This is a genomic window from Mycoplasmopsis felifaucium ATCC 43428, from assembly GCF_000687775.1.
Classification (GTDB): Bacteria; Bacillota_I; Bacilli_A; order Mycoplasmatales; family Metamycoplasmataceae; genus Mycoplasmopsis; species Mycoplasmopsis felifaucium.
In genome coordinates this window covers 1-15,671 of the sequence record NZ_JHXS01000016.1, presented here as the reverse complement: position 1 = coordinate 15,671, position 15,671 = coordinate 1, and the positions used below count along the sequence as shown (strand labels likewise).

The window sequence follows — 15,671 nt, the reverse complement described above, 5'->3', positions numbered from 1 at the left end:
AGAAAATGCACATCGTTTTATCAGAAGATTTATCCCAAAAGGTACATCTATGGATAAATTCACTCAAAGTGATATGGATATAATTCAAGAAAGAATTAATAAAATTGAAAGGTACAATATCGCTGACTGAAATTATAAAAATTTCAAGCCTTCTCAGTTAGAGAAAATTTCAAACTCGTTCATTAATATGAAACGACAATTCAGATAATTTATAAAATTCATTAAAAAATCATCTTTTTTGCCTTATAAGGCAATCTTTTCTATTGCTTTCTAAGCAATAGTCTATTATTAAAATAGATTTTTATTATTTATCGTTTTAGGCGGAACCTCACTATTGCATTTTATAATATTTTAAGGCTGAAAAATACTTTTTTAATATTTATTAAAATAATATATAATAATGTCAAAATAGATACATACTCGAAAGGAGAGTTATGCAAACAAACAGTAGCAAAGCGTGAGAAAACATAAATGATTTTTTCACAAATACCGCAGGCGCTGGAATGGGAATGTACGGTTCATATCATTGACTTTACTTCAGTAGTGCAATAGCACTAGTAATCTTGTGATTATTCTCATTTAGAAAAGCAACAAGAAACCAAGTTAGAGGGTTGATGATTCTTTCATGAATTTTATTATTCCTTAATGAAATTCTTCTTCACCAACTTGGAGCATGAGCAGCAGTTAAAGTTGGTACAGATTTACATTACAACTACGGTTATGCACCAGCAGGACCTGGAGCTTTAATGTTGTGAGTATTACCTTTATTCTTCTTATTACCATTTGAAAAATGAGAAGATATGCTTAAGCCAGTTATTGGAATTTCATCTATATTAATCGGTGGAATGTTATTAATTTATCCAAGTGCTGTATTCGCAACCAAAAACGCAGCTTGAATACTTTACTCATTAATTGAAGCATCAATCGTATTTGCTTTAGGTTCTTACTTAGTGCTTAAAAATAAAATTGCTCTTAAGAGTCCTTGAACATACATTCACTACATTATTGGTATGTCAGTGATCATCTTAGTGGCATTATGTTTAAACGGAATTGTATTCGCTGGTTCAGGCAAAAATTATGAAATAGCAGCAGGATGAGACTTTATGAAAGTATCATACTACTCAATGCCTCCAAAAATTTATACATACTTCGCAGCAATCTTTGGAACAAACTTATACAGCACAGCATGACAAGTATCAGTATTAGTTGGATATGGAATCGTATTAATCTTTGGTGCGTTATTACCATACGCAATCTTCGCATCACTATTTACACCTCTTGTGTCAGAATTAGACAAAAGATACTATGAATCAATCGAAGCCGAAGAAGCTGAAAAAAGAGAATGCTGTTGTTGTACAAAATCACAAAAAACTTGTGAAGTTGAAACAGTAAAAGTAGCTTAATAAAATAATATTTAACCTCCTAAATTGGAGGTTTTTATTATAAAACCTCACGAATTTCGTGAGGCATTTTAGTTAAGTTATATATTTTCTTTCTCTATATTTTCTAATATAAGATATTGAGTAATTTAAGCATTCAATTAAAATAATTGAAATCATAATTGGAAGCATTAAGGCGGACACTTTAGGCAAGCTAAAATCTTTTGACATATATGTATAGAGCATTGCACCAATGCCAACAGCAGATAAAGGCCCTAAATTAATTAAATTTCTATAAGCTAATTCAAATCTAAAAATTGTGTACGTTAATAATTCATGTTTTACTGCTGGATAAATAAATCTAGATAATATTTTAAACTTACTTACGCCAAATGTTTTTAAGTTATTTATTTGTATATCACTAACAGCATTAATTGATTCAATAAAGAACTTAGACATACTACGTGAAGTAGAAATTACAATAATAATAAATAGACATGCTTCAGCAGATATATAAATTATTTTAAATAAAATAAATAATAGAACTACTGGAATAACTCTTATTAACAACAATATTATTTTAATTACTATAGAAACTGCTTTTGGAAAAAGTTTATTATTCCCTAAAAGTGCTATAAATAAGCTAATAAAGAATGATACAAATAAAGCACCTGAAGCTATTTTTATAATTGCAAAGAATGATTGTCAAATCCTTGCTGAATCTTTAATTAAGTAAGAATAATCTGGTTCCATTAGTGACTTAAATGAGTGTTTGATTCCTTCAAAATTAAATACTGAGTAATTAATTTTAAATAATGTACTAATTGATATAGCTAAAATTATTCCAAACAAAACTCAGCAATACAATTCAGGGCGTAAAAACATACGTTTAATACTTGCATTTTTAGCTAGAGGTAGAATTGTTTTTGGTTTAAATAATAACTGATTAATTGCTATATTTATTAGTTCTAAAACCAATAAAGAGGCTAATAACAAGACAAGCGGAATTCCAACATAAGCTAAATCACTATTCTTTGAAATAACAATGAAATTACCTATACCAACTAAACCTGCACTTGATAATATTGTCGTTCATCTTAAATTAGATTCAAAACTAAAGATAAACAACATAATAATTTTGTTTTCATTTCTTAAAGAAACATTATTAATAAATGACTTAAATTTACTTTTCCCTAGTAATAAATCATTTGAATAAAACTTAGTTTCGCTAGTTTCAAATATGTCGCAGATATATTTGTGCAATCATAATCACGTAAATCAAGCAAGCATCAGCGTTGCAAGCAATAATTTATCAAAACCGCTCTTAAACAGTGCTAAAAAGAAAAATACAGGTATGCTTCTAAGTAATAATATAATTATTTTGATGCCGTAAACAATTCATTTATTTTTATGCAAGTTATTTGAAGCAATGTAAGCAGTAAAAAACGCTATAAAAAAGCCAATTAAGGAACCTAGAGCAGTATATTGCAAAGTGATAAAAATTGTTTTTAAACATACAATTCAAAAGTTTTGATTTACAAAATCCGGATTGTCACTTTTAAATCTAAATAATTCTTTAATATAATGTCAAAATAGTTCGCTTCCATACTTAGAAGTTTTCCAATTTATTGAAAAAACGCAATATAGAGCAAACCCAATTAATATTGCAAGCCCAATATACTTAAGTCATGGATTTAATTTTTTTAGTTTTTTATCATTGTTTCAATATTGAAACACAAATTTATTCATAAATATTATTTATTTCTTCTTCACTTAAGCTTTTGATAGATTTATTTGTTATGACTTTTTTGCCTTTAATATAATAAGATTCGTCAATAAATTCTATAGAGTTTTCTATATCGTGAATACTGCAGATTACAACAGCGTTATTTTTAATTGCATATTCTTTTAGCAATTTAAAAATATGTTTTGAGTTTTTTGTATCTAGACCTGTAGTAGGTTCATCGGCTAAAACAATTTTTTTTGGCTCAAAAAGTAATGAAGCTATTTCAACTCTTTGTTTTTCTCCGCCTGATAAAAATTTAATAGGGGTATAAATTTTTTCACTAATTCCAATATTTTGCAATATTTCATTTAATTGTTTCTTTTGATTTTTATCAAGGATCTTAAACATTCTATAAAATCAATTTTTATAGGTTGAATTAAGCTTAAGTTTGATATTATCATACACATCTAAATTGTCTAAAAGAGCTGTTTCTTGGAATAAAAAGGAAAAATTACTTTTCACTTTATTAAACTGCTTAACTGGTATTTCTTTAGTTTCAAAATCATCTATAAAAATAGAACCTTTATCAATTAAATGCTTATCTACAATAGATTTCATTAATGTAGTTTTACCAGATCCACTTTTACCATATAAACCATATAGCTTACCAGGTATAAATTCAAGGTTAATATCTTTTAATAAATAATCGCCATTATACTTTATATCAACATTAGAAAATTTTATTTTCATAATTAAATTCCTGCGTTTTCACACATTTTAATTATTTGTTCTTGTACGTTTGTTACTACTTCATAATCATTAAAACCACCAGCAACTCCAATTGGGTTGTTGTTTTCTTGAACTAATTCTTTAAAAAGAGTAACAATTGCATTAAGTTTATCGTATTTGATATTTTTACTTGCTACTCCAATGTTATATGGAATTGCGTCTGTAATTGTTAATATTTCGAGAGAAGCATTCGGATTAACGGTTTCATTTACTTTATAATTATCTTTTTTACTTTCAGTATAAGCAAATGCCATTTCGTTGTCAAATGCTATTTTATAGGTACTTTGGCTACCCATAGCTTTAGCCTTCAATGAAGATGTATAATATGAAGCTGTTTCAGGTGTTGCAGTTTCTGTTTTAAGAGATTTATCTGCGAAATAAGCACTAAATTGTTTTTTAAGTAATGCTTGTGGTAATAAATATTTAGAACCAGAGTTTTCATTACCTATAATAATTCCATGTTTTCTGAATTCTTCATAATTGCCTGTATTTCAGGCTTCTTTGATTTTTTGACGTTCTTCAGGAGTACCCATAATTCAAATAGCTCCTCTTTGTCAACCTACTGTTTTATTAGGCTCATAACATCAAGGATATACATAATTTACATAATCTGTTTTAGCTCAACTTGCATAACCACCACGACTTTTGAAAATTTCATTTTGGTTTTTAGCTTGTTCAATTAAATAATTGTTTTCACCTTTTGAATATCCTTCGCTTGATAAGTTATTTTTGAAAGCATTTGTTAATGTTCTCATAAAAACATTCGTTGTTTTAAGATATAAATCTTTATCTAAATAAAATTTAGATACTGCTGGAAATGCAATAATATTATCATTTGATGATACATCATTTAATGTTGTTAAATCGTTATCCGATGCAGCAACAAACTTAATTTTAAAATTATGCTTAGAAGCCATTAATTTATCATTAAAAGCTTTTTCCATAGCTTCTTGTGCTACTTTATCAGAATAGCTCATGGCATCTTGAGGCATTCTAATTTCAATAGTTTCTTCTTTTTGTTCTGCTGTGCTTTGACAACTGATTCCAACAAATGGAGCAGCTCCTAAAGCAATAGTTGAAAACATTTTAAAAATGTTACTTTTTTTCATAAAAAAATCCTTTCATCTGACAGAGTGAAAGGCGTGCTAAAATTCAACTAAATTGAACTTGCTACGCAGGTCTTAACCCGATCAGCTCAAAGAGTATTTCTCAATTTGCTTTTGCAAATACCTCTGTCAATTATTTACATATAAATAATACCACATGCAAAATCTTAATATAAAATTTTATATATAAATAAAGGAGTATGATGAAAAAGAAAATACTATTTAGCAGTTTGTCTATAACTGCTAGTTTAACACCTGTTATCTTAAGTACAGTTAGTTGTGGGAATAAATCTAATAACACTATTTCACAGCAAAATAATACAAAAGAGACTAAATTAATTGAACTAGTAGATGAATATAAAAACGAGTTTAATTTGTTAGTTGAAAAATATATTCCACAATACTCAATTAATAAAAATCTATTCATAAATAGCGACGGAAGTGAAAATAATTTATACAACAGCGTGTTAGTAAATAGATTTATATCACTGTTTTATAGCCTTTTTGGTAAACCTACATTATTTAATAATGCAAGGCAATTAAATGAATATATTAAAGATAACACCTCATTAAATGATATAAATCAAATTTGAAATCTAAATAATAAATATATATGAAACAAATTTTTACTAGGTGCCAATTATGTTGCATCTGACTTACATCAACAATTAATTGAAAATAGCAATTATATTCATAATAACTTTTTGAACGAAAGAAGTTCATTTAGATCAAAATTATTATTTGATGTTCCAAATGACCTATTAAATAATATTAAAATTAAAAATAGCAGCTGACAAACTTACTTAAAATCAGATTTTGAAAAGATTTCTAAAACTATTTATAACTTTAATTTCAAAAGACTTAGTGATGAAGATTTTATTGAATCATTAAACCATAATTCAGAGCAAAATCATAACCACTCTCACGCTTCATTTAATTTAATTGATTCACTTGCTCAATTTATGACATACTTAAAAAATAATTCAAGTTTTATTAATAATAATCCAATTGAACCAGATGAATTCGGTAGATTAGCAAACAATGAAAATGCTCAAAGATTATATGTAGCTATTTATAACCAAATAATATTTTTAAATGAAAACATAACTAATCCTAATGGTTCATACACTATATTAAAAGAAGAATTTAAAAACCTTGTTGCACAAGTAAATAAAATCATTAATATTATGAAACAAATTTGTGCCGAATTAGGCTTAAGCACAGGCAAAATTGCAAATATTTTCAGCTAAAATCAATATATAAAAATGTACCAATGATATTTTGGCACATATTTTTTAATATGCAAATTTAGTAACTTCAAATCAAGATATTGATTGTCAAGGAATTATATTATTGTGCATTAGTGCAACATAGACTATTAATCCTATAACTATAATTGAAACAATTGCATCTCTTCAAGTAGGTATTAAAAAACGGTAGTGAGTTCTTTTTGCGTATGGATCATATCCTCTAGTTTCCATAGCATTTGCTAAATCTTCAGCTTTAGAAAAGGCAGAAACGAATAAAGGAATAATTAAGGTTGTAAATGATTTAACTTTATCTTTTAGTTTACCATTTTTAAAATCAACACCACGGCTTGATTGTGCTTTCATAATTCTTTGTGCTTCATCTAATAATGTAGGTATAAAACGCAAAGCAATATAAATAATCATAACAATTACGTGTGTAGGTATAAAAATCAATCTTAAAGGTAATAATAAATCTTCTAAAGCTCTTGATAATAACGCAGGTTTAGTAGTATTAACCATTAAGCTTGTAATCATAATCATTATGTAAACTCTGACCACTAATCCTAAGGTACGTGCTACTGTTTCTCAAGCAATGAAATATTCTCCGCCTAAATGAATTGGGAATGGATACCAATGTCTTAAAGCTAAATATTCAGGCGTAAAGCCTCCTTCTGGGGATGAATACATTTTATACTTCATTGTGTAAACATTAATTCAAAACAAGAAGAGGCCAATTAACAGAGGCATAATTCAAAGTTTTAAAACAGCCTTAAAACTTTTAGTTCCAATTAAGAATAAAACTAATAATTGAAGTAATAAAATACCTAAAGAAATAAAATCGCTTGCTAAAAATGTAAGAACAATATAAATGATTGTAAATGAGATTTTGAATCTTGGATCTAAACGATGCACAAAACTATCATTTAGCATATAACGGCCGTAAGCACTATTCATGTTTACCACCTTTCTTGGTTGCTAAATAATCATTTAAGAAATTAGCTAGTTCATCAATAGATGTTACTTTTGGTACCCTAATTCCTTTTTGCTCAAGTTTATTAACAAAGCTTAATAATTTAGGTGGTTCCATATAATTTTTTCTTAAAAATTCTACATCCTTAAGTACTTCGTATGTATTGCCATCTTTGACAATTTGTCCATCTTTAAACATTAGTGTTCTATTAGTGTATTCCAAAACATTATCTAAATCATGAGTGACAATTATTACCGTTTTGCCTGATTCATTAAGCTTTTTGAAAATATCTAAGATTTCAACAACCCCAACAGGATCAAGACCAGCAGTAGGTTCATCTGCTATTAAAACATCAGGTTCCATAGCTAAAATACCTGCAAGTGCAACTCTTCTTTTTTGTCCTCCTGATAATTCAAATGGTGATTTTCTTAAATATGATTCATCAAGTCCAACTAAATTAAGATATTTAGATGCTTTTGCAAAAGCTTCTTTCTTAGGTACCCCAAAACTTCTAGGACCAAAAGCAATATCAGCTTGAATAGTTTCTTCAAAAAGTTGATACTCAGCAAATTGGAATACAACACCAACTTTTTGGCGAATATCTTTTATTCTTTTAAGTTTTTTATATCTGCTTTTTTTAGAAATTATTTTTTCGTCAACAATCTTGTTTTGTTTAAGCTTTTTATCGTAAACCTCATTTTTAAAGGTTCATTCAACAAATCCTTCATCAGGAATTAATAATCCGTTTAAATGCTCTATAAAAGTAGTTTTTCCACTTCCAGTTTGACCGATTATACCTATAAATTCGCCTTGTTTGATCGTGCAAGAAATATTTGAAAGTGCTTTATTAGGTTGCTTAGTATTTTTTAAAAATACATATGATAAATCTTTAACTTCTATTTGCATAATTCGTTTAATAACTCCTGTTCATCATATGTAGGTTTAATTCCATGAATTTTTTCGCTTAGTTTATATATGAAAGGTGAATCAATTTTAGCTTCATCAATAATCTCTTTGTTATTTAATATTTCATTAGGTTTTCCCGATGCAATTAATTCACCGTGAGCGAAAACTAAACAATAATCAGCAAGTATAGCTTCATCCATATCGTGCGTAATAGATATCATTGTTTTATTTTTTTCACGTTGCACGTTTCTAATGATTTCTAAGACCTTTCTTTTGCCTAAAGGATCTAGCATACTGGTAACTTCGTCAAAAAGGATAATTTCAGGGTCTAAAGCTAAAACTGAAGCAATTGCAACTCTTTGTTTTTGACCACCAGAAAGAAATTGGGGTGCTTTTTCAAGATATTTTTGCATATCTACTTCAGTGCTTAATTTATCTATGATAGCTTTCATATTTTCACGAGGCATACACTTATTTTCTAAGCCAAAAGCAATATCATCTTCAACCGATGCACCAATAAATTGGTTATCTGGGTTTTGGAAAATGATACCAATTTTCTTACGTATCTCTTTTATAGACTTTTTCGTAATAACTGTACCATCAATTTCAATTGTTCCTGAAGCAGGTTTATATAAAGCTACTAGCAGTTTGCTAAAAGTACTTTTACCAGAACCATTATGTCCAAGAATAGCAACATATTTACCTTGTAAGATTTCAAGGTTTAAATTATTAATTGCATTGCCTGAAGCACTAGGGTATTTAAACACAAGATTTTCAACTTTAATCATATTTAATATTATATATTAAAAGTCGTTTAATGCATTTGTATATATGCATTATAAGCAAGATAAAAGCACTAGAATTCTAGTGCTTTAATGATTGACTGAATAAGTTTAATACCACAATAAAATAGGGTTTTTAGTAATTTTAATTATTATTAAATTATTTAACTAATTCAATAATAGCCATAGGAGCGTTGTCACCTTGACGACTTACTAATTTGTAAATTCTTGTGTATCCACCATTACGATCTTTGTATGATGGAGCAATTGTGTCGAATAAGTATGTTAAAACGTTTACAGAGTTATTTGAAGCGTTGATTGAACGTAAGTATGATGCAGCTTTTCTACGGTTTGCAAGTGTCGGGTTTTTAGCCTTTGTAATTAATTTTTCAGCGTGACGACGTAATTCTTTAGCACGAGTTAAGGTTGTTGTAACACGACCGTGAGCAAATAATTCACTCACTAATGTTCTCATAACACCTTTACGTCATTTAGAATCACGACTATAAATTTGTGTTGGGTTCGCCATTATTCATCTCCTTTGCTAAGAGTATATCCATTTTGTTTTAAACATTCTTGAATTTCATCAAGTGATTTTTTACCAAGGTTTTTAGTTTGTTCTAATTCATCCAAAGTCATAGCAGCAATTTGACTAATTTTTGTTTTGTTAATTCTTCTTAAAGCATTTAATGAACGCACTGAAAGACCTAATTGATTAATATCAATGTCATTTTCAATCGGTTCTGAAGTTTCAGTAGTTTCTTCTTCAAAAACATTAAGCTTCATTTGGTCAACATTACCAATTAAAGCGAAGTGTGCTACTAAGATTTCACAAGCTTGGTGAATAACTGATTTAGCATCAACTGTACCATCTGTTGTGATTGTAAATAGTAATTCTTCTTCAATTTTATTACTTGAAGAGTTAAGTTCCACAACTGAATAATTAACTTTTTCGATTGGGTTGAAATTGCTGTCTGTAGCTATAAATAAGCCTTTTTTGATATTTGATTCAATTTTTGATGTAAATAAAGCATCATTTTGAATAAATTTCTTGTTGTCTTCATTTGACATAAAACCACGACCTAAACGTAAGTACATTTCTAAATGTAAATTACCTTTAGCATTGATTGTAGCAATAGGAAGTGTTTTGTTTACAATTTCAACACTTGGGCTTGCAACATCTAAACTTCTAGATGTAATTGTACCTGGTTCATTTGCTTTTAATGTTACCTTGATGATTTCACCATCTTTAATGTATTGAGGATCATATTGGAATCTTACTTTTCTAAGATTCATAATTATTGCAGTTACGTCTTCAGTTACGCCAGTAATTGTTTGGAATTCGTGGCTAACTCCTTCGATTTTAATTGCAAATAATGCTAATGATGTTATGTTTGATAAAACAACTCTTCTAAGAGCCACAGCTAATGTGTGACCAAATCCTCTTTCAAGCGGTTTAACTGAGAATGTTACTTCGTTTGGATTATTTTTATTTGATATAGAAGAGCTATTTACTTGTAAATAATCTAATTTAGACATTTTTTCCATAGTAATTATCTCCTTTTCTATCTCATCTCTTCACGTTTACGAATACGTTTTGGAGGTCTTGTACCATTGTGTGGTGTAGGTGTCACGTCTTTGATTTCTGTTACAGTAATACCTGAAACTTCGATTTGTTTTCTTGCAGCATCTTTACCAGCTCCAAGTCCTTTAAGTTCAACTCTTACACTTTTAATACCGTGTTCTTTAGCGGCTTCTGAAGCAGCTTGAGCAGCTAAACCTGCTGCATAAGGTGTTTTCTTTTTTGTACCTTTGTAACCAATAGCACCTGATGAACTTCAAGCAATAACATTTCCAAGTTCGTCAGCGAATGTTACGATTGTATTTTGGTTAGTTGAGTGAATGTGGGCAACACCAGTTGTTATATTCTTTTTCTTAGTTTTTTTAGCCATTATTAACTCCTACTATTTTTGTGATTTTTTACCAGCAACAGTTTTTCTAGGACCTTTACGTGTACGAGCATTACTTTGTGTGCTTTGTCCTCTAACTGGTAATCCTTTACGGTGTCTAATTCCACGGTAGCATTTAATTTCCATTAAACGTTTGATGTTTAATGATACTTCTCTACGTAAGTCACCTTCTGTAATGTAATTTTTAGCAATTTCACGAATTGCACTTAATTGAGCTTCACTTAAATCTTTAACTCTGATGTTTTCGTCAATGTTTGCTTTTGCACAAATTTCTTGTGCTCTTGTGTTTCCAATACCATGAATGTATGTTAATGAAATAACAACACGTTTATTGTTTGGAATTTCAACGTTTAAAATTCTAGCCATTCTTTATTCCTATCCTTGTCTTTGTTTGTGTTTAGGTGTTGAACAAATTACTCTGATAATACCTTTACGTTTAATAATACGACAATCTTTACACATTTTCTTTACACTAGCTCTAACTTTCATAGTTATCTCCTTATTTATGACGGTAAGTTATACGCCCTAATTGTAAATTGTAAGGGCTTAATTCTACGTCAACTTCATCACCAGGTAAAATACGAATATGATTTACGCGCATTTTGCCTGAAATATGAGCTTTAATTACTAATCCATTTTCGAGTTTAACTAAATATTCATCAGTTGAATAAGCTTCCTCGACTGTGGCTCTTAGTTTAATAGCGTCTTTTGCCATTAAATTCCTTTCGTCAATACTACACCTTTACCATTTTTAATAAGTACAGTATGTTCATAATGTGCGGCATTTTTGCCTTCTGCACTAACTACGGTTCATTTGTCTTTTTTAGTTCTGATTTTAGCACTATTTTGCAAAATCATAGGTTCAATACAAATAACCATATTATCTTTTAATAACGGTCCTGTATGAGGAGTTCCTTCGTTATAAACATAAGGATCTTCGTGTACGTCTTTCCCTATACCGTGTCCGCAGTATTCTTTAGGTGTATATAAATTATTTTTTTTAATAACTTGACCAACAGCATAACTAATATCGCCTACTCTTGCTCCTGGTTTAATTGCTTTTAAACCAGCTTCAAAAGCTTCTTTAGCTACTTTAATTATTTTTTGGTCTTCTGCAGTAATATTACCAACACCTTTCGCGAAGGCACTATCACTTTTGTATCCTTGATAGTCACATCCTAAATCAATTTTTACGATGTCACCATCTTTAATAACGTAATTACTTGGGATACCGTGAATCAATTCTTCGTTAACAGAGATGCAAGCTGTACCAGGAAAGCCATATAGGCCTTTAAATGCCGGCTTAGCACCTCTTTTAATAATCTCATTAAAAGCAATTGAATCTAGTTCTTTTAATGAAATGCATGGTCTTACAAAATCATATAAGACGTCTTTGACTTCTGCCAGGATTTTACAACTTTGTGTGATTAATTCAACTTCACGTGGACTTTTTATTTTAATCATTAGTCCTCCTGAACTGTTTTAATTTTGTTTTGATACTTTAGCAATAATTTCTTGTGCTATATCTTCTGGTTTTCCTGAAGCATCAAAAATATAGGCAACATTTTTATAATGATCTAATAAAGGTTGAGTTTCAGCTTGATAAATTTCTTGTCTTTTTTTGATAGATTCAACTGAGTCGTCTTTTCTAGTCATTAATTCAGCACCACATTTATCACAAATATTTCCTTTAGTTGAAGGCATAAATGAAACGTGGAAGCTTGCTTTACATTCAGGACAAAATCTTCTGCCACTTAAACGTTCTAAAATTAATTCTTCAGGTGCATTAAGCTCAATGACATCATATTTGAAACCTTCAATAGAATCAAGGAACTTAACTTGAGCTAAAGTTCTTGGGTAGCCATCTAAAATTACTAAATGATTTTCATTAATTAAAGAAGTTAATTTTTTCTTAACAATTTCGTTAGTAATTTCATCAGGAACATATCCACCAGTTTCAACAATTTTAGCCACTTGTAAACCTAAGTTGCTTTTTGAAGCTATTTCTTGTCTAAAGATGTTTCCTGTTGATAAGTGAATAATTCCTGTTTCATTAGCTATAATTGCCGCTACTGTACCTTTACCAACGCCTGGAGGCCCCATAAATACCATATTATTTAACTTAGCTTTTTGATTTATCATAATAAACCATCCTCATTTTTACTATCGTTAATATTTACAGATTTTTTATCAATTTCTGCAAAGCCATATACATTGCTGTCAGCTTTCGATTCTGCGATGCTTTCAGAAACCATTCTTGAAATTCTTTTTTGTTTTGATAGCTGACTCGATTTTAGACGAGCTTTAAATTGGTCAATAGTTTCTAAGGCTGCTGAAACTATAATCATCATTCCTGTTCCACCAAATGACATAGCTACAGGAACGTGTAAGAAGATAACCATTAAGTATTGGAATGAAACAAGAAGCACAAGATAGAAAGCACTAAAAGCTGATAATCTCATAACAATTCCAACTAGATAGTCTTCAGTTTGTTCTCCAGGTTGAATACCAGGGATAAAGGTTGAGTTCTTTGAAAAGTCTTCTGCGATCTTATCAACTCTAGATTGTTGCAGTCCAATGATAAATGAGAAGAAGAAGGTGAAAACAACTAATAAACTTAATCCAAGAGGCTGATCAAATTGCATATTTTTAAGAATTCAAATTGCTCCTGTATTTGATTTTGGAAGTATTCTCGCAATTAAGATTGGGAAGGAGATAAACATTGACGCAAAGATCATCGGCATAACTCCACCAGGGTTTAACTTAATCGGAAGCTTACCCATTTCCTCAACACTCTTACTACGTCCAGCTCCTATTTGTTGAATTGGTATATGTCTTTCAGCTTGGTTAACTACAACAATTACAAGCAATAAAGCACCATAAACAAATAAGTAAGTTAAGAATTTAAGTACTCCAATTATGACAGCTGATTGACCTGATTCATTAACATATGATTTTCAAGCTGTACCAAATTGATTAGGTAATTGGAAAGCAATACCAACTAAAATAATTAAACTTGTACCATTTCCAATTCCTTTATTTGTAATTTGTTCAGCAATAAAAAGTGAGAATAATGAACCCGCTATTAAAATCATAGGAAGCATAAAGTAAACTACAAAATTAGTATTAAAGCCATGTGGATCTATTGTTATAAATGGATTATCACCAGAAGTTAAGGCTTTAGTTAACATAAACGCTTGTGGAAAGGCAATTATTAAGGTTAATATTCTTGTGATAATATTTATCGTTTTTCTGCCCTGTGGACCACTTTGACTTAGTTTATGAATCGGTGGAAAGATTTTAGTTTGCAATAAGGACATAATCAAGGAAGCATTAATAAATGGACTAATACCTAAAGCAACCAGAGAGAATTGTTTAAGACCACCACCACCAATTAAGTTCAAAGTATTTAAGAAGTTATCTTGTTGAATGAAATCTGGCGTTGTAATTTTGACAAAAGGAGATTGAATAGTAGTACATACTAAATAGATTGCAAGTAGTAATAGAGTAAATAAGATTTTTTTAGTTATTTCTTTAGTTGCTCAAAAATCTTTTCACTTACGACCGAAGTTATAGAAAAATTGTCTCATTTGCAATCCTATGTTCTTCATTCTTTTAGCTCCCTATATGCAATATTAAAAAATAATATTTATATTATATAATAATATAAATTTTTTTAGTCCTCTTTTAAGTCTTTTTTATTGATACATTTTTACTTTTATTTTTTGACGAAAAACACTATAAAACAGTCAAAAAATAAAAAAGTACCCTTAATGGTACTTGTTCTCTGAAAACTGAATAGTAATTTTATATGTTTCATTGAAATGTCATAAAATAAACATCTCTACTTTTAAACCTATCAATTTATTAGTACTGGTCAGCTCAACACATTGCTGTGCTTACACATCCAGCCTATCAACCTCATAGTCTATAAGGAATTTCAAGGGAATACTCATCTCTGAGGAGGCTTCCCACTTAGATGCTTTCAGCGGTTATCCTTTCCGTACTTAGCTACCCAGCTATGCTCCTGGCGGAACAACTGGAACACCAGCGGTACGTCCACTCCGGTCCTCTCGTACTAAGAGCGGCTCTCATCAATATTCCAACGCCCACATCAGATAGGGACCAAACTGTCTCACGACGTTTTGAACCCAGCTCGCGTACCGCTTTAATGGGCGAACAGCCCAACCCTTGGAACCGACTCCAGCTCCAGGATGCGATGAGCCGACATCGAGGTGCCAAACCTTGCCGTCGATGTGATCTCTTGGGCAAGATTAGCCTGTTATCCCCAGGGTAACTTTTATCCGTTGAGCGACTGCCATTCCACAATGTACAGCCGGATCACTAAGTCCTGCTTTCGCACCTGCTCGACTTGTAAGTCTCACAGTCAAGCACACTTCTACCTTTGCGCTCTACATACGGTTTCTGACCGTACTGAGTGTACCTTTGAACGCCTCCGTTACTCTTTAGGAGGCGACCGCCCCAGTCAAACTACCCACCACGCACTGTCCTCCCACCTGATTATGATGGCAAGTTAGAAATTCAACATAACAAGGGTGGTATTTCAAGGATGACTCCACCGTTACTGGCGTCCCGGTTTCATAGTCTCCCACCTATCCTACACATGTTAGGCCAAATTTCAATACGAAGTTGTAGTAAAGCTCCATGGGGTCTTTTCGTCTAGATGCGGGTACCCAGCGTTTTCACTGGGACCATAATTTCACCGAGTCTAGTGTTGAGACAGTTGAGAGATCATTATGCCTTTCGTGCAGGTCAGTATTTAGCCGACAAGG

General features: G+C 30.5%; 17 protein-coding genes, 1 rRNA gene, 1 pseudogene and 1 riboswitch. Of the genes and pseudogenes, 3 read left to right on the top strand and 16 right to left on the bottom strand.

The genetic code is table 4. The annotated features are described in order from the left end of the window. Positions 1–208: pseudogene (locus T390_RS04105) on the top strand (hypothetical protein); the annotation flags it as partial. A gap of 226 nt (positions 209–434) precedes the next feature. Further along, a complete protein-coding gene (locus tag T390_RS0102910) occupies positions 435–1,403 on the top strand; it encodes a hypothetical protein (RefSeq protein WP_027335004.1) in 969 nt (322 codons plus the stop codon). Positions 1,404–1,475: 72 nt separating this feature from the next. Here T390_RS0102910 and T390_RS03850 read toward each other — a convergent pair whose 3' ends face one another. Genes T390_RS03850 through cypl form a run of 3 tightly spaced genes read right to left on the bottom strand, consistent with a single transcriptional unit; the run spans position 1,476 to position 5,003 of the window. Next, positions 1,476–3,128, bottom strand: a complete 1,653-nt coding sequence (locus T390_RS03850) for a PhnE/PtxC family ABC transporter permease (RefSeq protein ID WP_051590861.1) — start codon at positions 3,126–3,128, stop codon at positions 1,476–1,478. Further along, on the bottom strand, positions 3,121–3,855 hold the full coding sequence (locus T390_RS0102900) for an ATP-binding cassette domain-containing protein (RefSeq protein WP_036436187.1): 735 nt from the start codon (positions 3,853–3,855) through the stop codon (positions 3,121–3,123). Before T390_RS0102900 ends, T390_RS03850 begins: the two co-directional genes overlap by 8 nt. Positions 3,856–3,857: 2 nt before the next feature. Beyond that, positions 3,858–5,003 (bottom strand): ABC transporter thiamine pyrophosphate-binding lipoprotein p37/Cypl, encoded by a 1,146-nt coding sequence (gene cypl, locus T390_RS0102895; protein ID WP_027335002.1) that lies wholly within the window; start codon positions 5,001–5,003, stop codon positions 3,858–3,860. A gap of 40 nt (positions 5,004–5,043) precedes the next feature. Further along, positions 5,044–5,138: riboswitch (TPP riboswitch) on the bottom strand. Between the two features lie 65 nt (positions 5,139–5,203). Between cypl and T390_RS0102890 the strand changes: the two genes are divergently transcribed. Next, positions 5,204–6,250 carry an MAG5150 family histidine triad lipoprotein gene (locus tag T390_RS0102890; RefSeq protein WP_027335001.1) on the top strand — a complete coding sequence of 349 codons (1,047 nt, stop codon included), beginning with the start codon at positions 5,204–5,206 and terminating at the stop codon, positions 6,248–6,250. Positions 6,251–6,295: 45 nt separating this feature from the next. On the opposite strand, the gene T390_RS0102885 is transcribed toward T390_RS0102890, so the two are convergent. From T390_RS0102885 to T390_RS0102825, 13 genes are all read right to left on the bottom strand, one after another. Then, on the bottom strand, positions 6,296–7,204 hold the full coding sequence (locus T390_RS0102885; protein WP_027335000.1) for an energy-coupling factor transporter transmembrane component T family protein: 909 nt from the start codon (positions 7,202–7,204) through the stop codon (positions 6,296–6,298). Beyond that, on the bottom strand, positions 7,197–8,126 hold the full coding sequence (locus T390_RS0102880) for an energy-coupling factor transporter ATPase (RefSeq protein ID WP_027334999.1): 930 nt from the start codon (positions 8,124–8,126) through the stop codon (positions 7,197–7,199). The genes T390_RS0102885 and T390_RS0102880 overlap by 8 nt, the downstream gene beginning before the upstream one ends. Continuing rightward, the gene (locus T390_RS0102875; RefSeq protein WP_027334998.1) at positions 8,117–8,914 is read right to left on the bottom strand and encodes an energy-coupling factor transporter ATPase; all 798 of its coding nucleotides are present in this window, start codon (positions 8,912–8,914) and stop codon (positions 8,117–8,119) included. The genes T390_RS0102880 and T390_RS0102875 overlap by 10 nt, the downstream gene beginning before the upstream one ends. Before the next feature lie 154 nt (positions 8,915–9,068). Continuing rightward, complete coding sequence (rplQ, locus tag T390_RS0102870; RefSeq protein ID WP_027334997.1) at positions 9,069–9,437, bottom strand: 50S ribosomal protein L17; 369 nt, start codon at positions 9,435–9,437, stop codon at positions 9,069–9,071. Beyond that, the gene (locus T390_RS0102865) at positions 9,437–10,456 is read right to left on the bottom strand and encodes a DNA-directed RNA polymerase subunit alpha (protein ID WP_027334996.1); all 1,020 of its coding nucleotides are present in this window, start codon (positions 10,454–10,456) and stop codon (positions 9,437–9,439) included. The genes rplQ and T390_RS0102865 overlap by 1 nt, the downstream gene beginning before the upstream one ends. A gap of 17 nt (positions 10,457–10,473) precedes the next feature. After that, on the bottom strand, positions 10,474–10,860 hold the full coding sequence (gene rpsK / locus T390_RS0102860) for a 30S ribosomal protein S11 (protein ID WP_027334995.1): 387 nt from the start codon (positions 10,858–10,860) through the stop codon (positions 10,474–10,476). Between the two features lie 12 nt (positions 10,861–10,872). Next, the gene (rpsM, locus tag T390_RS0102855) at positions 10,873–11,244 is read right to left on the bottom strand and encodes a 30S ribosomal protein S13 (protein WP_027334994.1); all 372 of its coding nucleotides are present in this window, start codon (positions 11,242–11,244) and stop codon (positions 10,873–10,875) included. Positions 11,245–11,253: 9 nt separating this feature from the next. Then, positions 11,254–11,367: a 50S ribosomal protein L36 gene (rpmJ, locus tag T390_RS0102850; protein ID WP_027334993.1), complete on the bottom strand. Its 114-nt coding sequence runs from the start codon at positions 11,365–11,367 to the stop codon at positions 11,254–11,256. A gap of 10 nt (positions 11,368–11,377) precedes the next feature. Further along, positions 11,378–11,593, bottom strand: coding sequence for a translation initiation factor IF-1 (gene infA / locus T390_RS0102845; protein WP_027334992.1), 216 nt, complete (start codon positions 11,591–11,593; stop codon positions 11,378–11,380). Beyond that, positions 11,593–12,342, bottom strand: coding sequence for a type I methionyl aminopeptidase (gene map, locus T390_RS0102840; protein WP_027334991.1), 750 nt, complete (start codon positions 12,340–12,342; stop codon positions 11,593–11,595). The genes infA and map overlap by 1 nt, the downstream gene beginning before the upstream one ends. Positions 12,343–12,360: 18 nt before the next feature. Continuing rightward, positions 12,361–13,020 (bottom strand): adenylate kinase family protein, encoded by a 660-nt coding sequence (locus T390_RS0102835; RefSeq protein WP_027334990.1) that lies wholly within the window; start codon positions 13,018–13,020, stop codon positions 12,361–12,363. Beyond that, complete coding sequence (gene secY / locus T390_RS0102830; RefSeq protein ID WP_027334989.1) at positions 13,014–14,489, bottom strand: preprotein translocase subunit SecY; 1,476 nt, start codon at positions 14,487–14,489, stop codon at positions 13,014–13,016. The genes T390_RS0102835 and secY overlap by 7 nt, the downstream gene beginning before the upstream one ends. A gap of 235 nt (positions 14,490–14,724) precedes the next feature. Continuing rightward, positions 14,725–15,671, bottom strand: a 23S ribosomal RNA gene (locus tag T390_RS0102825); the annotation flags it as partial.